This is a genomic window from Terrabacter sp. Root181 (assembly GCF_001428505.1).
Classification (GTDB): domain Bacteria; phylum Actinomycetota; class Actinomycetes; order Actinomycetales; family Dermatophilaceae; genus Terrabacter.
In genome coordinates this window covers 97,908-115,429 of the sequence record NZ_LMHU01000005.1, presented here as the reverse complement: position 1 = coordinate 115,429, position 17,522 = coordinate 97,908, and the positions used below count along the sequence as shown (strand labels likewise).

The window sequence follows — 17,522 nt, the reverse complement described above, 5'->3', positions numbered from 1 at the left end:
GCCCGGCACGCTGGTCCAGACTGTCTGACGCCACGATCTGATCCCGCTCCCCGCGCCGGTGTGAGCCACCTGCGTCCTTTCGCCGCGAAGCGGCAGTGTCCTTCCGCCGCGAATCGGCGAATCCGCCTTCACCGCCTGCTCACCGTCCTTCGCCGGAGAGCAGGGAGAGGAAACGCTCTGCGTCGCCTGTGCGGGGCAGGTTGTTGAACATCACGTACGGCGTCGGGCGGCCGTCGACCAGGTCTCGCAGCCGACAGAGCTCGTCGTCCGTGTGGACGTGCCGCGAGCCCGTGGTGCCGTGCAGGCGGTAGTAGGTCTGCTCCGGTGTCACCGTCTCGGTCTGCATGGGGTCCACGACGTGCACGAGGTCCAGCTCGGCACAGAGCTCCTCGAGCAGCTGCGCGGGCCACTCACCGCGGGGCTCCCACAGCAGCCGACCGTCCGGCCGCTCCACCTGCGACACGAAGCTTCGCATCCGCTGGACGTTCTCGGTCGTCGGGCGGAAGCTTTTCGGGCACTGGAGAAGCACGGCGCTGGCCCGCAGGACGCGGGCGCACTCCAGAGTCCGCTCCCACCCCGCAAGGACCTCAGGCGTCGTCCGAAACCCTCCCACCTGGCCATGGGCGCTGTCCGGCAGAGGCTGTTTCAACCGGCGGTAGGTCGGGCTGTTGGACTCATGGGTGACGATCTGCCACGCCTTCATCGTGAACTCGAAGTCGGTCGGCACCTGGGTCCGCCAGCGCGTCAGGACGGCGTCCGCGGGCGGGTCGTAGAACGTGTTCTGGACCTCGACGACGGGGAAGCGCCGCACATACGCCGCCTGCGAGACCGTCCACCCGCACAGGCCGACCCGAACGTCCACAGCCCTACCCCTCCCCGGGGCGGCTGTCGTCAAGACTCACGACCGTCATCCCGGCGGCTGACGCCCGATCCACGGAGGCCAGGGCCGCACCGGCTCCGTCGAGGCCGATGACGTGGCCGACGAGGTCGGCTGGGCGCAGGGTGCCGTCCTCGATCAGGCTGAGCATTGCCGGGTAGTCGCGGGCGGGCATGCCGTGGGAGCCGTAGATCTCCAGCTCTTGGGAGATGACGAGGTCCATCGGGAGCGGCGGGGTCGAGTTGGGCCCGAGCAGCAGTCCTGCCTGGACGTGCCGGCCGCGGCGGCGCAAGCTGCGCACCGACGCCACCGCCAGCTCGGGCGAGCCGAACGCGTCGATGGAGACGTGCGCGCCGCCATCCGTGACCTCCTGGATCGCGGCAGCCACGTCCTCAACAGTCCGAGCATCGACGACCACCGAAGCACCCAGCGACGAAGCTCGTTCCAGCGCAGCGGGATTCACGTCAACGGCGACCACCTGCGCACCGAGCGCCACACCGATCATCACCGCCGACAGCCCGACCCCGCCGCACCCATGCACCGCCAGCCACTCACCGGCACCAAGCCGGCCGTGCGTCGTCAGAGCCCGGAACGCCGTCGCGAACCGGCACCCCAGCGACGCCGCCGTCACGAAGTCGACCGAGTCCGACAGCCGCACGAGGTTCGTGTCCGCGCCGTGGATCGCCACGAGCTCGGCGAACGACCCCGGCCCCGTGAAGCCGGGCTGCGTCTGGTCCGGACACACCTGCGCCTCACCCGTCAGGCACCAGGAGCACCGGCCACACCCGCACACGAACGGCACCGTCACCCGGTCGCCGACGACCCAGTCGCGCACGCCAGACCCCACCGAAGCCACGACACCGGCCAGCTCGTGGCCGGGGATGTGCGGCAACGACACGGGGTCGTGCCCCTTCCACGCGTGCCAGTCCGAACGGCATACGCCCGTCGCCTTCACAGCGACGACGACCCCGCGAGCCGGACACGACGGCTCGGGCACGTCCCGCAGCTCCGGCATACGCCCGTAGTCGTCGTAGACGACAGCCTTCACGACGCGTGCGGGTCCGTCAGGACGTCGCGCCACGAGTGCTGCGGCGAGTAGCCGACCAGGTCGCGGGCCTTGTCGATGGAGTAGAAGGTCTCGTTGCGCCCCATCGGCCGCCGCAGCTCCACCCCGTCGTAGAAGCGCTCACGCACCTCGTCGGTCGTGGCGGCGACGGACATGTCGGCGTTGGCGACGTTGAAGACCTCGTAGCCCAGCCCGTCGGTCTCGAGGCAGCGCTCCACCATCTGGCCGAGGTCGCGGGTGTCGATGTAGGCGAAGATGTTGCGCCGCCGGAGCGCCGGGTCCTGCAGGAACGGCGGGAACATCTCGGCGTACTCGTGCGGCTCGATGACGTTGTTGATGCGCAGGCCGTAGATGTCGAAGCCGGTGCGGGCCTGGAACGAGCGCGCCGTCACCTCGTTGGCCACCTTGGACATCGCGTAGGAGTCCTCCGGCACCGTCGGGTGCTCCTCGTCGACCGGCACGTAGAGCGGCCGCCGCTCGCCCTGGGCGAAGCACACGCCGTACGTCGTCTCCGACGACGCGAAGATCACCTTGCGCACGCCGAGCCGGGTCGCGGCCTCGAGCACGTTGTATGTGCTGAGCACGTTCGTCGCGTACGTCTTCGCCTCCGACATGAGCAGGATCGCCGGGACGGCGGCGAAGTGCACGACGGCGTCGTAGGCCGGCTTGGCCGGCAGGTCCAGCTCGTCGAAGCGCGCCAGACCCGCGAGCGCCGAGTACGTCTCGCCCGCGTCCGTCAGGTCGACCTTCAGATCCGCGACGCCCGGATGCCGCAGCGGGACGAGGTCGGCGTTCGTGACCTGGTGACCCAGCTCGGCGAGGAACGTCGCGACGTGCTTGCCGGCCTTGCCGCTGCCGCCCGTGAAGAAGATGCGCATGCCTCGATCCAACCACCGATCCCCCGGACACCTCGAGAGCGCACGGACGCTGGCCATCCGGGCTGCAGGACAGCTGGGGAGCGGTCGGGAGCAGCTGGTCAGTCGGCGCCGGGCTCGATGAGCCGCTGGCGCACGGCATACATGGCCGCCTCCATCCGCGAGTGCATCTGCAGCTTGTCGAGGATGTTGCGGATGTGGCTGCAGACGGTGAACTCCGAGATGCCCAGATCGACGGCGATCTCGCGGTTGAGCCGCCCCTGCGCGACGCGCTGGAGGACGTCGACCTCCCGGGGCGTCAGGCTCGGCCGCATCTCGGGCTCAGGTGAAGATGGCTGGGCCGGTGGGGCCGTGCTGATCTGCTTGAACTCGAGGAGCAGCTTGGTGGCCATTGCGGGTGAGAGCTGGGACTCCCCGTTGGCCACGCCCCGAATGCCGGCCCCGATGTCCTCGATCACGCTTTTCAGGAGGTAGCCGTCCGCGCCGGCCCGAATCGCCTCGAAGAGGTCGGCGTCATCATCGGAGCCGGTGAGCATCAGGATCAGCACCGAGGGGACGCGCTGCTTGATGATCCGGCACGCCTCGATCCCTCCGCGTTTCGGCATACCGACGTCCATGACGATGACGTCGGGCAGGAACTCCTCGGCCTGGTGCACCGCCTCGACCCCGTCGGCGGCCTGCGCCACGACCTCGATGTCGTCCTCGACGGCGAGCACGGTCTGCAGCCCCCGGCGGTAGAGGCCGTGGTCGTCAACGATGAGAACGCGGATGCGATCCGCGGCCGAGGTCACCGTCCCATCCTCGCGCACGACCCGTGCCGGCTTGGCCACCAGGTCCAGCTCGTCGAAGCGCGTCAGCCCGGCGAGCGCCGAGCACAACTCGCCGGCGACTGCGCGTTCGCCGGTCACGCCCCGACTGGTGGGAGAAGGGGGAGCAGCATCTCGCGGAGCGCCTCCTCGGTCTGCCGGGCGGAGAGCCCGCCGTCGAACCGGAGGATCCGCCACGTGGTGGCGTCGCAGACGGCGACGACCTGGGCCAGCCGGCGCCTTCGAGTCGCTGTGTCGTCAATGCCGTCGAGGCGCTCGGCGAAGGCCTCTCGACACCAGCTCACGTGGTAGCTGCGGCTGCGGGCGGCGAGCTCCGGCACACCGGGCGCCTGGCCCGCCTCGGCGTAGAGCTTGAGGATCAGCGCGCCGTGGTCCTCGTAGTAGCGGACCAGCGAGTGCAGCGTGCCCTCGGGACTCTCCCCCACGGCGGCCTCGCGGTCGGCGGCGAGCCGGGAGAGCTCGCGCTCGACCGTGGCGGCCAGGAGACCGTGCTTCGTGCCGAAGCGCCGGATCACCGTCTGCACCGTGACGTCGGCCTTCGCGGCGACGTCCTCGAGCCGGATGCGGTCGTACGGGACGTCGGCGTAGAGGCCGAGCATCGTGTCGATGATCCGCTGGCCGGTCCGCTCGGCCGCTTCTGCACGGGCCGTCATCCGGTAGGCCCGTGCCGCCCCATCTTTCATGCGATCAATGCTAACCTCAATATATTCATGTCAGTCTCACTAAGATCAACTCATCCGAGGAGCACTCGATGGACCACCACACCTCCGCCTCCGGCAGGGACCAAACGCTCGCCGAGAGCACCGCCCTCGTGCCCACCCGGCTCGGCCGGCTTCACGTCCGTCTCGTCGGTGACGGCCTCACGACCGTCCTGTGGTCGTCGATGTTCGTCGACAGCCACACCTGGGACCCGGTGCTGCCGCTACTGCCTCAGGGCCGCCGGTACGCGCTCGTCGACCCGCCCGGACTGGGCCTCAGCGAGCCCCTGCGTGAAGCCAGCGACATCGGCGGTGCCGCAGACGCGGCCACCGACCTGCTCGCCGGGCTCGGCGTCGACGGCCCGGTCGACTGGGTCGGCAACGCCTTCGGCGGGCACGTCGGGTTCAAGCTCGCCGCGCGACCCGCGTTGCTCCGCAGTCTCGTGGCCGTCAGCTCACCGGCCCAACCGGTCGACGCCCCACTGCGTCGGCAGATCACGCTCCTGCTCCCGATCCTTCGGACAGCGGGTCCCGTGGGGCCGGTGCGCACAGCGATCCTCACGGCCATGCTCACCGACGCCTCCCGAGGCCGCGCACCCCTGCGTCGGATGGTGGAGGAGTCCTTGGCGCGGCCCACCCGCCGCAGCATGGCCCTCGCCGTCCGGTCCTTCATCCTCAACCGGGTCGATGTCACTGCTGAGCTCGCAGACCTCACGGTCCCGAGCCTCTTCGTGGCGTCCGACGACCGCGGCGACTGGAGCCCGCAGGATGCGAAGGGTTCTGCAGCCGTGGCACCCTGCGCCACGGCGGTGACGGTTGAGCGGGCCCGCACCTTGGTTCCGCTCGAGCAGCCTGAGGCGCTGGCCTCCCACATCCGCCGATTCTGGGACCGGCTCGCGTGATCGCAGGCCGCCCGATCAGGGCACGCGAAGCGGCGGCTCGGGTCCGAGGGGGTCAGGAGCCGAGCCGCCGCTTCGCTTCACGTGGTGAGGAGCCGGCCTCAGCAGAGAGACTCCGCGACTGCGTTCTTGGCCTGGCCCCCGCCGACGGCCCGAACGAGCTGCCCCACGTTGTCCACGCCGGGGACCCCGCCGCTGTTCACGACCTTGTGCACCTGGCCGAAGCACGCCGAGTCGGACGGTGCTGCGTTGGCGCTGCCGGCGAAGCCGACCATGGCGAGAACGGCGATGGACCCCGTGGCGAGAATGCGCTTCATGAGACATCCCTTTCTGTTGGTGGGTGCGAGTCACCCATCAACATCACTTCCGCGCGAGGGATGCGTCCGGATGCAGCACGGACGACTTTCTTCCGGGCGGGTCATCCCTGAGGGCACCGACTCCGGCGGGGCTCGCGACCTAGGGCCAGTCCGCCGTGAGGTAGGCGATCACCAACGCGCCCAGCGAGACCGCGACCAGCACCGCGCCGACCTGCATCTGCCGGGACCGCCGCGCCGACACGTCGCCGCCCGACCGTCCCGGCCCCGACATCGAACCCCACACGATCAGCCCGAGGCCGAGCACGAGCATCACGCCGACCCCGCCCCAGACGTACGTCATCTGGGGGATCGCCCCGACGGGCTGGACGCACTCGCCATGGCTCATCGTCGCACGGCGCCCATTCGTCCTGCCGCCCCCGCGAGGACCTCGGGACGACGGCGGTGCGTCGCCGTCTGCCAGCGTCAGTAGGCTCGCAACTGAAGATCGGTGGCGCCGGTGCATGCCGTCCGCGCCTCACGTCGACCGAGCCACGAGGAGAGCCGTGCTGGCCAAGTACCCGGGGCGCTGTGCCCTCTGCCAGGCGCCCATCGGACCAGGGGATGAGATCGTCAGCGCCGGCCGTGACGCCACCGCGTGGGCGCACGCGGACTGCGGCACGGAGCTGGCCCTCCCTGGCTTGACGCCGACGCGGACGTCGGCGGCACCCACCCGCGGCAAGGCCGGCAAGCCTCGAACTCCCAAGGCGCCCATGACAATCCCGGACGGGGCGACCTTCGTCTACACGGACGGCGCCTGCTCAGGGAACCCCGGACCCGGTGGCTGGGCGTGGGCGATCGACCGGGAGCGTTTCGCGTCAGGGTCCGAGAGACCGAGCACGAACCAGCGCATGGAGGTCCGTGCCGCCCTCGAAGCCGTCACTGCCCTCACGGGCCCGCTGGTCGTGGTGAGTGACTCGACGTATGTCGTCAACTGCTTCCGCGACCAGTGGTGGGCCGGGTGGCTGGAGCGCGGCTGGACCAACTCGCAGAAGAAGCCGGTCGCCAACCGTGACCTGTGGGAGCCACTCGTCCACGCGGTCAGGCAGCGCGAGGACGTCGCCTTCCAGTGGGTGAAGGGACACTCCGGTCACGAGATGAACGACCTCGTCGACGAGCTCGCCGTCGCCGCCAGCCTCGCGGGCTCCTGAGGCGGTCGGGCCCAGGAGCCTGCGGCCGGGATCAGGGCCGCCGCTCAGCCTCGTGGAGATGACGGCGCACCTCGGTCGGGAAGTCGCGCACGCTGATCGGCTTCTCCATGTACCCGTCGAATCCGAACGACAGCACCCGATCGCGGTCGCCGTCCATCGCGAAGGCCGTCAGGGCGATGACGGGGATGTGGGTCGTGGCGCGGTTACCCCGGATCTGCTCCAGCGCGGCATACCCGTCGATCCCGGGCAGCTGGATGTCCATGAGGATGAGGTCAGGGAGCGTGGAGGCGGCGAGGGCCACGCCCTCCTCACCGCAGTCGGCGATGGCCACCGTGAAGCCGGCGAACTCGAGGACGTCTCGGGCGAGCTTGAGGTTGTGAGGATTGTCCTCCACGAGGAGGACCAGTGGCTGGTCGCTCATGGCGCCCCTCCGTCGCCGGTCTCGTGGCTGGTCCCGCTCGCGGTCTCGGCCTCGCCGGCAGCGGCGACCTGGGCCAGCCGCCGTGCCAGGCTCGCCAGGTCGAGCCCTGCCTTCTCCGCGACGAAGGCGATCCGGCCCTCGAGGCGGCCCAGGTCCTCTGACGTCAGCGACTTCGCTGTGAGGACGACGATGGGTGGACCGCTGTCTGTGTCGCCGGCCCGCAGCTCGTCGATGACCGCGAACCCGTCCACCTCCGGCATGAGCAGGTCCATGATGACGACCGACGGGTTCACCGCGCGGACCAGGTCCGCGGCGTCGAGGCCGCGGGAGCACGTGTGCACCGTCCAGCCGAGCGGCTCCAGCGTGCTTCGCACGAGCTTGAGTGCGAGCGGGTCGTCGTCGACGACGACGACGCTACGACCTTCGGGAAGGGTCCCCCCGGGGACGGGTGCCCGCGTGTGTTGCAGTGCCCGGCTCACGGCTGCGAGCAGGTGCTCCCCGGCGACCGGCTTGACGAGGTACTCCGTTGCGCCCAGGGCGAATCCGCGGCCACGCTCGGGTTCGACACTGACGACCACGACGGGTACGGACGCCGTGGAGGGGTCCGCCTTCAGGGTCTCCAGCACGTCCCATCCCGTCATTCCGGGCAGGTGGATGTCGAGCACGACCGCAGCCGGCGACAAACTGCCGACGGCCTCGAGGCCCGCCTCACCGGTGCCGACGGTCACCGGGTTCAGTCCGGCGGCCCGAAGGTGCAGCGCGACGAGCTCGGCCGACCTCGGGTCGTCCTCGATGACCACGACGGTCGGTCCGGCGCTCGACAGGTCGTCGGCCGGCCACTGCTCGTCTCGCGCCTTCGCGGTCACCGCCGCCTGAGGGATCCTGAGGCCGAACGTGCTGCCTTCCCCCAGCACGCTCCGCACCCACATCGCGCCACCGTAGCCCCGTGCCCTCGCTCGACGACGCCGACCGCTCACCCTGCTGGAACGAGTCGAAGATGCGCTCCTGGTCCGCGGGCGCGATGCCGATGCCCGTGTCGGTGACCGTCACGACGAGGTCGCCTGCGTCGCGCCGCGCGTGCACCTCGACGGTGCCCCCGTCCGGCGTGAACTTGACGGCGTTGCTGAGCAGGTTGAGCAGCACCTGCTTGAGGCGCAGCTCGTCGGCGGTGACGAGCCCGAGGCTCTCCTGGGCTTCGAGCGTGAGCTCGATGCCGTGCAGTGCCGCCCGCTCGCGCACCAGCGAGAGGGCCTGGCCGATGACGTCGTCCACCAGGAACGTGGTGAGGTCGAGCTCCATCCGCCCCGCCTCGATCTTCGACAGGTCGAGGATGTCGCCGAGCAGCGCGAGCAGGTGGCGGCCGGCCGCATGGATGTCCTTGAGGTAGTCCTCCTGCCGCTCGTTGAGGTCACCGAACATCCGCTCGAGGAGCACCTCGGAGAAGCCGATCACGGCGTTGAGCGGGGTGCGCAGCTCGTGCGACATGCTCGCGAGGAACTCGGACTTGTGCCTGCTCGCCTCGGCCAGGTCGGCGCTCTGCAGCTCGAGCTGCTGGTAGAGGCGGGCGTTCGTCAGTGCCACCGCCGACTGGCTGGCGAACGTGTCGAGAAGGTCGCACGTCTCACCACTGAAGGAACCGGTCCTCTTTCGCCGGACGACCAGGACGCCGACGACCCGGTCAGGGCTGGCGAGCGGGACGGCGACGAGCGACTTCCAGCCGGCCGCGTGCAGGACGCCCAGGTGGTCGTCGAGCCGGGCCTCGTCCAGGTCGGGAATCTGCAGGACCCGGCGGGTCCGAGCCGCCTTGCCGACCCACGTCCGGTCGATGTGGATCTCCGCGGCCCGAAGGGCGGCGACCGTGTCGTCGCTCGTGCCATACACGGTGCGCACCCGGAAGAGCCCGGTCGCCTCGTCGTACTCCATCAGCGAACCGCCGTCGGTGCCGGACAGCTCGACGGCGTGCGACACGATCGTGGCGAGCATCTCGTCCGGCACGAGCGTCGAGCTGATCGCGGCACCGACGTCGGCGAGACCCTCCAGCTGCTCGACCTTTCGTGCCAGCTCGGCCGACCTGCTCTCGAGCGCGGCGGACCTGCTCTCGAGCGCAGCGAACAGGTCGACGTGGCGTAGCGCGAGCGCCGCCTGTTCGGCGAACGTCGCGAGCACGCGTTCGTCGACGTCGTCGAAGGGAGCCACCCGGTTGCGCATCACGTTGAGCGCGCCCACCACCTCGTCTCCCACGATGAGCGGCGCGCCGATCATCGACCGGAAGCCGGCCATCCGTTGGAGGTCGGACCGGTTGTAGTCCGGGTCGGCGACGGCGTCGGTGATGTGGTGGATCTGGCGGTCGATGGTCACACGGCCGACGAGGGTGCCGCGGTCGCGCTTGATGGGGTGTTGCTCGAGGAGTCGGCGGTGTTCCTCCGACATGCCGCTCTGGCGCGCGATGACGTACGTCGCGCCCTTGACGAGGTAGATCTGCGCGACGGCCGCGTTGAGCAGCGTCCGGGCGTTCTCGACGACCGCGTCGAAGACCTTGTCGGGGTCGCCCGACGAGCTCGTCAACACCTTGAGGATGTCGCTCGTGGCCCGGAACTGCTCCTTGACCTGCGCGAGACGCCCCACGAGCGCCTGCCGCGACATCACGGCGATGCTGTCCTCCGGGGCCTCTTCGGACCTGACCATGCGCGGCTTCCCATCCTTGGTGCCTCGATGCGCTCCAACCTGCAGTTTCCTCCCGTCGGACGGCGCGCGGTCGAGAAAGTCGCAACCTCGCGGAGTCGGCGTCGGCTCAGGCGTGGCGGCTCAGCGCTCCGGGAAGCGGAGTCGACGCAGAGGAGGTTGCCCTCGCCGTCCTCGCTCAGCGGACACCCCGCTAGAGTCGGAGACGCAACACCCTGTCCTCTCGCCAGGACGGGGTGTTGTTCGTTGCCCACCGGTGGGCACACCACCGGCATGGGTACGGAACGTAGGCTCTAGGGTCAACTGGCCCCAGACCAGCACGCCGAGGAGGCACCGTGTCTCAGACTTCATCCCGGATCAGGACGATCCTGCCGACGTCGAGCCGCACCGCGTTGGGTGCGACCGTCGCCACCGGTGTGCTGACCGCCCTCGCCTCGGCTCCCGAGCGTCTGAGCCGGCTCCTGCGCGACCGCTACCCGATGGTCGCCGTGACCGGCATGACCGGCGTCGGCAAGAGCCAGCTCGTCGACCGGCTGACCCGCCGCTCCACCGACGAGGCCGTCGCCGCGGTCGGCTCCGCGGTCATGGAGCGCCGGACCCGCAAGGGCGCCAAGCTGCACGGCTTCCGCTTCCTCGTCGTGCCGGGCGACAACGCGGCCACCCGCCTCGCGGCTCTCGACGAGGTCTTCCACGATGAGCCCGTCGACGGGCTCATCCACGTCGTCGCCAACGGCCACGCGACCCCGCGGCGCGCCGGAGGCACGAGCGGAGTCGCCACCGCGACCCGCGAGGAGCAGCTGGCCGCCGAGCTCGAGGACTGGACCATCACCTCGCACCGCATCGCCTCGCTGGCCGTACGCCGCCACAAGCCGATCTGGCTCATCATCGCCGTGACGAAGACCGACCTCTACCCCGACGACGTCGACGAGGCCGTCCGCTACTACTCGCCCGGCAGCGGCACGCCCTTCGGCGACAAGGTCGACGCCCTGCGCGCCCTCGCCGGCGGCGCGAAGCTGTCGATCGACGTGCTCCCGGTCTCCAGCCAGGGCGGCGACCGCAAGTCAGCCCTCCCCGAGAAGCGCGCCGGCGCCATGGTCGACGCCCTCGCCGACCGCCTGGGCCAGCTGAGCGGCCACGCCTGAAGGCATACGTGACCGGCTCACGTCCTACCGGGCGCGCGGTTCACGCCCTGCCGGGCGCGGATGACGCCTCGTGGCCGTCAGCCTCCGCGAGCTGGATGACGACGTTGCCGACCTTCTGGCCGCTCTCGACGTAGCGGTAGGCCTCGACGATCCGCGCCAGCGGATACGTGCGGTCCAGGACGGGCCGGAACGCCCCGCTCTCGAGCCGCACCCGGAGGTAGTCGATCACCTCGGGCGTCTCCATCGGGAACGGGAAGACGACCCGGCGACCGCGCCCGAGCCTGGTCACGAGGGGGAGCGCGACGTTCTGCGCGTACGGCCCGAGGTCGGAGGACACGTAGACGCCACCCGGTCGCAGGATCCGCCGGCAGGCCCCGAACGTGCTCTTCCCGACGAGGTCGAGGACGGCATCCATCTCCAGCCCCGTACGGGTGAAGTCCTCCTTCTGGTGGTCGAGGACCTCTTCGGCTCCGAGCCCTGTGACCAGGTCGACGTACGCGGTCGGCGCCGTCGCGACCACGTGCACTCCGAGGTCGACGAGCAGCTGGACCGCCGCCGACCCGATCGCGCCGGTCGCGCCGTGCACCAGCACCCGCTGCCCGGGCTCGATGCCGGCACGTCGGATCGCCGACAGCGCGTAGTGGCCGCCCTCGGTCGCCGCGGCGGCGCTCGGCAGGTCGACCCCGTCAGGAACTGGCGCGATCATCGAGGTCACCGACACCGCCACGACCTCGGCGTGCGCGCCGAAGCGCCCCTCCGCATACCCGAAGACGCGGTCACCCGGCACGAACCGGGTGACCTCGCGGCCAACCCGCTCGACGACTCCGGCGTACTCCGTCCCCCACACGCGGACCCGGGGTCGACGCAGCCCGGAGATGCCGCGGATGAAGAACGGTGACGCGCCCCGATATCCGCAGTCCGTCCGGTTGACGGTCGTCGCGTGCACCCGCACGAGGACGTCGTCGTCCTCGACCGTGGGAGCGGGCTCGTCGTCCACGACGCGCACGACCTCGGGTGGCCCGTACCGCACGCTGACCGCGGCCTTCATGCCCGCAGACTACGCCGGGACGGACCCCGAAACGCCCCGCGTGGGGTCAGGTAAAGGTTCCGCCGATCCCGCGGCAGTGAATAGCGGGAGGTGCTATTTCGGTCTTTAGCGGCCCGCAGCCGACGATCATGAGCAACGTGGCGCGCCTGCCTGCCTTCGGCGTTCAGTCACCTCTTCGCGGAACCGATGAGGAGTTCCGCGCGGTGTTCGAGGCGTCGTACGGCAGGCTCGTCCTCAGCCTGTGGTTCGTGGTCTCCGACCACGAGGTCGCGCAGGAGATCGCTCAGGAGGCGTTCGCGGAGCTGTACCGGCAATGGCCGAGGGTGTCGCAGTTCGACCACCCCGACCTGTGGGTGCGTCGCGTTGTACTTCGCAAGGCACGACGTGAGCTCGGCCGGACCCTACGACGGCGCAGGCTCGATCGCCGCGCGGCGGAGCGGGACGCGCCACCACGAGGCATCGCCGATGTGTCCCAGCTGCCAGACCCGGCGCTCGTCGACGCGATCCGATCACTGCCCCCGCGTCAGCGCATGCGCCTCGACCGGTGAGCAGGCAGACGCGATGCCGAACGCCCGGTCGTTGGCCGGCCGGGCCGTTGGGTGTCAGCGCCGCAGCGACTGCAGGCGTGGGTGACGGTGCCGTCCGGAAGCCGGGCGGTCAGAGGGGACTCTCGCGCGGGACGCTCACGAGGCTCCGCGCCCGTCGTGCGTCATGGCGAAATGCAACCCATCCATGTCCCCCCGCGCGGTAACGGATGTGGTGTGGATCGCGAGACGGCTTCACCCAGTCCGGGTGGCGTCGTACGTGCCTCAATGGCACTACCGGAGTCGTTGCCCCATGGGCATTTCCATCAACATCGACGAAACCGGGACATGTCTGCGCACTGCAGGTTTGCTGCGAGGCTCAGCAGATCGTTTCAGTGGGCACCGGGTCGGACGAGGCCGGACTCGTAGGCCGCGATGACCGCCTGGGCGCGGTCCCGGACCCGGAGCTTGGAACGAATCCGGTTGACGTGGGTTTTGACGGTCGCCTCGCTGACGAAGAGGTCGGCGGCGATCTGCTGGTTGGTCAGACCGCACGCGATTCGTCGAAGCACGTCGACCTCGCGCTCGGTCAGGGCGGCCAGCATCGCCCGAGACGCCTCACCTGGTGCGGGACGGTGTACGAAGTCCTCGATGAGACGGCGAGTGATGCTCGGGGCCAGAAGCGAATCGCCGGCGTGAACCTGCCGGATGGCGTCCACCAGCCGGTCGGGGGGAGCCGTCTTGAGCAGGAACCCGGATGCCCCGGCCCGGAGAGCCGCGTAGACGTAGGCGTCCGCATCGAAGGTCGTCAGCACGAGGACCCGGGCTCGTGCCCCGGTGTCGTAGAGCCGGCGGGTCGCCCCGATCCCGTCGAGCCCAGGCATCCTGATGTCCATGAGGACCACGTCCGGGTCCGTCTCCAGGCAGGAGGAGACCGCCTCGTCCCCATCTTCGGCCTCACCGACGACGGCTATTCCCGGCTCGCTTTCGAGGATGAGCCGGAGGCCGGCGCGCACGAGGGACTGGTCGTCGGCGACGACGACCCGAATGGGGCTGGCTGGGCCCGGCGCAGGGGTCATCGCACGGAGCTGACGGGGATACGGGCTTCGACACGGTAGCCGCCGGCCGCGGTCCTGGAAGCGGTCGTCTCCCCGCCGTAGACCTGGACCCGCTCACGAATTCCGTTGAGGCCGTTGCCTCCTCCGTGATGCGAAAGTCCGTCGGTGCGGCGAGGGCCCGGGTCCTCCACGGCGGCCACGACGGCGCCGTGGTCGACCTTGACTGTGACGGATGCCCGCGTCGCGCAGGAGTGTTTGCGAACGTTGGTCAGTGCCTCCTGCGCGAGGCGATAGAGGGTGAGCTGGACACCGGGCGGCAGCTCGCGTCCGGCGGCGTCGACGTCGAGGTCGACCTGCACGCCAGCCCGATCGACGTTCGCGGCCAGCGATCCCAGGTCGGCCACCCCGGGCTGGGGGACCAGGCCAACCGTGGTGTCTCCGTCCCGAAGCACTCCGAGGAGTCCGGCCAGTTCGGTCAGTGCCTGGCGTCCGACGGTCTGGATGGCCGTGATCGACTCACGCGCCCGATCGGGACTCGCCTGCAGAACGCGTTCGGCAGCGGCGGCCTGGACGACCATGACACTCACCGAGTGGGAGATGACGTCGTGCAGCTCGTGGGCGATGCGCGTCCGTTCCTGCGCGGCCGCATCGCGCTGGGCCTGGGCACGCTCGGCCTCGAGCCGCACGGCCGCACCTCGCAGGCGGGCTGCCTCCTCCGTGCGGTGCCGGACCGTCCAGCCGAACGCGAGGGCCACGCTGCAGAAGACGGCACCGAAGAGGAGGTTGCCGGGGGAGGCGCCGACCATCCAGGTCTGGACCGCAAGCGAGGCGAAGATCGTCGCAGTCGCAGCGATGGCCACTCTGAAACTGCCGTAGGACACCGCTGCGTAGAGGGCCGCCACCATGGACATGAGCGGGACCATGGGGGCCTGAAGGGGCACTCCTGCGGCGGCCTCGATGATGCCGAGGATCCCGAGCGCGACGCATACGGCCATCGGATGGACACGGCGCCAGACGAGGACTGCGGCCATGAGGAGCTCTGCGGCGATGGCCAGCCCGCGAGTGCGGATCTCCGGGATCATGGCGACCTCGGCTGCGGCGAAGATCAAGAGCGCCGCGGCGATCGCGATGTCCAGCCCGTTCGGCCTCGTTCGGAGCTCCACCTGCCCATCGTCCCGCCAGTTCGCGCGTCGCGCATCAACTTCAGGGTGGAGGCCGATCAACCCTGGGGCTGCGGCTCGTGCCGCGAGGTTCAACCCCGGGTGCGGCACCCCACACCCGTGGGCCGATTCGGCGCGACCGCCCGCGGCCCGATCGTTGGGGAGGGTCTCCCTGAGGGAGCCACCAAGACACGTCTGACGAAGGGTTGGGGACATCATGAACAAGACGCTGGCAGGACTCGGCATCACGGCACTCTCCGTCGCCCTCACGGGCACGGCCGCTCCCGCGCAGGCGGCGGACGGGACAGAGAGGGTGACCGTGCACTACAACTCGAACGTGGAGGGCCCGTCACTCGCCGTCGCCCACGGCCCGATCACCGGAGTGGGCTGGATGACAGCGGAGCCGATCGTGCAGGACACCGCCGTCGTGACGCTGGACTTCCGCTCCGGGAAGGTCACGATGAGGGCCACGATCACCAGCGAGGTCCTGCTCGGGATCGACTTCACCACCTGCAAGGCGAGTGTCGACGTCGCCGGCCGCTGGACCGTCATATCGGGCACCGGCGCCTACGTCGGCGCCGAGGGCTCAGGGGAGTTCGGGGCGCTGCGCCACATCTCCGGCGACCGAGTCGCCGGCCAGTGCCAAGGGCCGGACTCCGGTCGCGAGCCGCGCCAGGTCCGCGAGATCTTGCACTTCACGGGCGGTGTCACGCTCCCCTGACACGGCGGCGTGAACGTCCACCCGAGCAACTGCCCGTAGAAGTCGATGAGCGCCTGCGGCTCAGTCGCATGGATCTCGAAGTGCACGACGAGGTTCGACACGGCAACTCCCTTGAACGATGGGCTTTCACCTACGCCGGTCGGACGGCATCCTCCGGAGGTCTCGTCGGCACCGGCTGGTCACTTCAGCACGAGTGCCAGGGATCCGCCGACGATCAGGACCGACTGGAGGCTGTGCACGATGATTCCGAGCCAGACGCTGCGGTAGCGGCGGGTGGGGTAGGCCAGCGCCAGCGTGTCCAGCAGGGCCTTCGGGATCGCCCACGGCATGTGCAGGTGGTACAGCGCGAAGAGGACCCCGTTCGCCAGCCAGTCGGCCCGCCCGAAGACGCCACGCATCCGGGGCAGCAGCAACCCGCGGAACAGCAGCTCCTCGCCGAGCACCGTGTTGAACACGGCCATGACCACGATCACCGCGAACCAGGGCCAGTTCCCGGACAGGAAGTCGTGTCCGTTCGTCGACCGCATGAACGCGCCCAGATCCCGGTCAGCAGGGGCAGGCACCGAAGGAAGGAGCTGCCCGAGACCGACGACGAGCACCGCCGGGAGCAGGATCCACCACACCCGACCACCGACGCGACCGGTGCGCGGGCTTCGGGGACGGTGCAGCCAGAGCGCGTCGGCAAGCGCGTGCCACCGGAGCGTCCCGGTCTCGCGTCGCACCAGCACCAGCACCAGCACGCCCTGCCAGATGAGGCCAACGGTCAGGCACGCCAGCAGAGCCCGCGGCCAGGCGTTCGCGCCGTCCAGCCGCCCCGCCAGTGCCGGGGCCACCAGCCAGGACAGCCCTGCCATCGGCAGAGCTGCGGCAGCCCACACCCCCAGGATTCCCCGCGGGCTGTACTGGCGCGGCTCCGCCCCCGTGGCGGGTGTCCGGCTCGGGGCGACCGCCGGCGCGTACGACTGGGACATGCTGACCTCCTTGGCTTGCCACAGGATGTCTTTCCGCGACCAGGTCCCACATCCGGGATCACCCTGAAGTCCACGCTGAGCCGACCCTGAGCGGCGGGTCCGACGGCCGACGCGCGTCATGACGCCACGTGCAGGGCGGGTGGGCCGAGGTCGGCTGCCGTACGCGAGCGAGTGTGACAATCGTCGGTATGGAGGTGGGGCTCGTTTCCCGCGCGATGACCGCGGCCACAGGCCTGGCCCAAGCGCTGGGGCTGCCGGTCGACGACGTCGTCGTGCTCCACAGCTCGAACAAGCTCGCCCTCCGTCTGTTGCCGTGTGACGTCGTCGCGCGGGTCGCCGTCGGTGGGCACGCGGTCGCCGCGCTCGAGGTCGAGCTCGCCCGACAGCTCGCTGCCGCAGCCAGCCCCGTCGCGGCACTCGCACCCGGGGTCGAGCCGCGCCTCCACGAACGCGACGGCTTCACCGTGACGTTCTGGACCTTCTACGAGTCGGTGGTGCCTGGCCTGGATGCAGCAGCCACCTACGCTGACGCGCTCCACCGCCTGCACGCCGGCCTTCGAGGCGTCGACATCGAGACGCCGCACTTCCTGGACCGCGTGGCCGAGGCTGAACGGCTGGTCGCCGACCAGCAGCAGACCCCCACACTCGCTGCGGCCGACCGGCGCCTGCTCCTGAGCACGTTGCAGGACGCCCGGGAACGGATCCGTAGCCGCGGCGCCGACGAGCAGCTGCTGCACGGCGAACCGCACCCGGGCAACGTCCTTCACACCACGGACGGCCCGCTCTTCATCGACTTCGAGACGTGCTGCCGTGGACCCGTCGAGTTCGACGTCGCGCACGTGCCGGACGACGTCAGCGCGCACTATCCGGATCTCGACCGCGTCCTGCTCGCAGAGTGTCGACGGCTGGTCCTGGCGATGGTCGCCGCCTGGCGCTGGGACGTCCGCGACGAGTTCCCGCACGGGCCCCGACACGGGCGAGACATCCTGGCCATCCTCCGCGACGGCCCACCGTGGCCCGCCCTGGGGCCCCTCACCGCTCCGTAGGCA

General features: G+C 70.2%; 20 protein-coding genes. 6 read left to right on the top strand and 14 right to left on the bottom strand.

The features are described 5' to 3' along the window. Positions 1-139: 139 nt before the first annotated feature. The 5 genes from ASD90_RS09410 to ASD90_RS09390 all read right to left on the bottom strand — a co-directional run bounded on the left by ASD90_RS09410 (position 140) and on the right by ASD90_RS09390 (position 4,328). Positions 140-862, bottom strand: coding sequence for a DUF72 domain-containing protein (locus ASD90_RS09410; protein WP_056755050.1), 723 nt, complete (start codon positions 860-862; stop codon positions 140-142). Between the two features lie 4 nt (positions 863-866). Continuing rightward, complete coding sequence (locus ASD90_RS09405) at positions 867-1,925, bottom strand: zinc-dependent alcohol dehydrogenase family protein (protein WP_056755047.1); 1,059 nt, start codon at positions 1,923-1,925, stop codon at positions 867-869. Then, positions 1,922-2,821 carry an NAD(P)-dependent oxidoreductase gene (locus ASD90_RS09400; protein WP_056755044.1) on the bottom strand — a complete coding sequence of 300 codons (900 nt, stop codon included), beginning with the start codon at positions 2,819-2,821 and terminating at the stop codon, positions 1,922-1,924. The genes ASD90_RS09405 and ASD90_RS09400 overlap by 4 nt, the downstream gene beginning before the upstream one ends. 98 nt (positions 2,822-2,919) lie before the next feature. After that, positions 2,920-3,651, bottom strand: coding sequence for a response regulator (locus ASD90_RS09395; RefSeq protein WP_369793597.1), 732 nt, complete (start codon positions 3,649-3,651; stop codon positions 2,920-2,922). Between the two features lie 71 nt (positions 3,652-3,722). Continuing rightward, a complete protein-coding gene (locus ASD90_RS09390) occupies positions 3,723-4,328 on the bottom strand; it encodes a TetR/AcrR family transcriptional regulator (RefSeq protein ID WP_082588605.1) in 606 nt (201 codons plus the stop codon). Between the two features lie 68 nt (positions 4,329-4,396). Here ASD90_RS09390 and ASD90_RS09385 point away from each other — a divergent pair, with 68 nt between their 5' ends. Then, positions 4,397-5,245 carry an alpha/beta fold hydrolase gene (locus tag ASD90_RS09385; protein ID WP_082588604.1) on the top strand — a complete coding sequence of 283 codons (849 nt, stop codon included), beginning with the start codon at positions 4,397-4,399 and terminating at the stop codon, positions 5,243-5,245. 98 nt (positions 5,246-5,343) lie between these two features. Here ASD90_RS09385 and ASD90_RS09380 read toward each other — a convergent pair whose 3' ends face one another. After that, positions 5,344-5,559: a hypothetical protein gene (locus tag ASD90_RS09380; protein WP_056755038.1), complete on the bottom strand. Its 216-nt coding sequence runs from the start codon at positions 5,557-5,559 to the stop codon at positions 5,344-5,346. A 139-nt stretch (positions 5,560-5,698) separates the two neighbouring features. Continuing rightward, on the bottom strand, positions 5,699-5,944 hold the full coding sequence (locus ASD90_RS09375; protein WP_056755035.1) for a hypothetical protein: 246 nt from the start codon (positions 5,942-5,944) through the stop codon (positions 5,699-5,701). Positions 5,945-6,308: 364 nt separating this feature from the next. Here ASD90_RS09375 and ASD90_RS24285 point away from each other — a divergent pair, with 364 nt between their 5' ends. Next, a complete protein-coding gene (locus tag ASD90_RS24285) occupies positions 6,309-6,746 on the top strand; it encodes a ribonuclease H (RefSeq protein WP_056756306.1) in 438 nt (145 codons plus the stop codon). A 31-nt stretch (positions 6,747-6,777) separates the two neighbouring features. Here the strand turns inward: ASD90_RS24285 and ASD90_RS09365 are convergent, their stop codons facing one another. The 3 genes from ASD90_RS09365 to ASD90_RS09360 are packed head-to-tail and all read right to left on the bottom strand — an operon-like array spanning position 6,778 to position 9,852. Then, positions 6,778-7,167 carry a response regulator gene (locus ASD90_RS09365; protein ID WP_056755033.1) on the bottom strand — a complete coding sequence of 130 codons (390 nt, stop codon included), beginning with the start codon at positions 7,165-7,167 and terminating at the stop codon, positions 6,778-6,780. Then, the gene (locus ASD90_RS24280; RefSeq protein ID WP_235506514.1) at positions 7,164-7,967 is read right to left on the bottom strand and encodes a response regulator; all 804 of its coding nucleotides are present in this window, start codon (positions 7,965-7,967) and stop codon (positions 7,164-7,166) included. Before ASD90_RS24280 ends, ASD90_RS09365 begins: the two co-directional genes overlap by 4 nt. Beyond that, entirely contained in the window at positions 7,876-9,852 is a 1,977-nt protein-coding gene (locus ASD90_RS09360; RefSeq protein ID WP_056755030.1) for a GAF domain-containing protein, read from the bottom strand. Before ASD90_RS09360 ends, ASD90_RS24280 begins: the two co-directional genes overlap by 92 nt. Before the next feature lie 332 nt (positions 9,853-10,184). On the opposite strand from ASD90_RS09360, the gene ASD90_RS09355 reads away from it, so the two are divergent. Beyond that, positions 10,185-10,991 (top strand): GTPase, encoded by an 807-nt coding sequence (locus ASD90_RS09355; RefSeq protein ID WP_056755027.1) that lies wholly within the window; start codon positions 10,185-10,187, stop codon positions 10,989-10,991. Positions 10,992-11,031: 40 nt separating this feature from the next. On the opposite strand, the gene ASD90_RS09350 is transcribed toward ASD90_RS09355, so the two are convergent. Then, positions 11,032-12,039 carry an NAD(P)-dependent alcohol dehydrogenase gene (locus tag ASD90_RS09350; RefSeq protein ID WP_056755025.1) on the bottom strand — a complete coding sequence of 336 codons (1,008 nt, stop codon included), beginning with the start codon at positions 12,037-12,039 and terminating at the stop codon, positions 11,032-11,034. A 128-nt stretch (positions 12,040-12,167) separates the two neighbouring features. Here ASD90_RS09350 and ASD90_RS09345 point away from each other — a divergent pair, with 128 nt between their 5' ends. Continuing rightward, positions 12,168-12,587: a hypothetical protein gene (locus ASD90_RS09345; protein ID WP_056755023.1), complete on the top strand. Its 420-nt coding sequence runs from the start codon at positions 12,168-12,170 to the stop codon at positions 12,585-12,587. A 368-nt stretch (positions 12,588-12,955) separates the two neighbouring features. On the opposite strand, the gene ASD90_RS09340 is transcribed toward ASD90_RS09345, so the two are convergent. Both ASD90_RS09340 and ASD90_RS09335 read right to left on the bottom strand, forming a co-directional pair. Next, entirely contained in the window at positions 12,956-13,642 is a 687-nt protein-coding gene (locus ASD90_RS09340; protein WP_056755019.1) for a response regulator transcription factor, read from the bottom strand. Further along, complete coding sequence (locus ASD90_RS09335; RefSeq protein ID WP_056755016.1) at positions 13,639-14,784, bottom strand: sensor histidine kinase; 1,146 nt, start codon at positions 14,782-14,784, stop codon at positions 13,639-13,641. The genes ASD90_RS09340 and ASD90_RS09335 overlap by 4 nt, the downstream gene beginning before the upstream one ends. 214 nt (positions 14,785-14,998) lie before the next feature. Here ASD90_RS09335 and ASD90_RS23470 point away from each other — a divergent pair, with 214 nt between their 5' ends. Then, entirely contained in the window at positions 14,999-15,502 is a 504-nt protein-coding gene (locus ASD90_RS23470; protein WP_056755014.1) for a hypothetical protein, read from the top strand. A 179-nt stretch (positions 15,503-15,681) separates the two neighbouring features. On the opposite strand, the gene ASD90_RS09325 is transcribed toward ASD90_RS23470, so the two are convergent. Next, positions 15,682-16,473 carry a CPBP family intramembrane glutamic endopeptidase gene (locus ASD90_RS09325; protein WP_056755011.1) on the bottom strand — a complete coding sequence of 264 codons (792 nt, stop codon included), beginning with the start codon at positions 16,471-16,473 and terminating at the stop codon, positions 15,682-15,684. Positions 16,474-16,661: 188 nt separating this feature from the next. Here ASD90_RS09325 and ASD90_RS09320 point away from each other — a divergent pair, with 188 nt between their 5' ends. After that, positions 16,662-17,519 (top strand): phosphotransferase family protein, encoded by an 858-nt coding sequence (locus ASD90_RS09320; RefSeq protein ID WP_056755008.1) that lies wholly within the window; start codon positions 16,662-16,664, stop codon positions 17,517-17,519. Positions 17,520-17,522 lie beyond the last annotated feature (3 nt).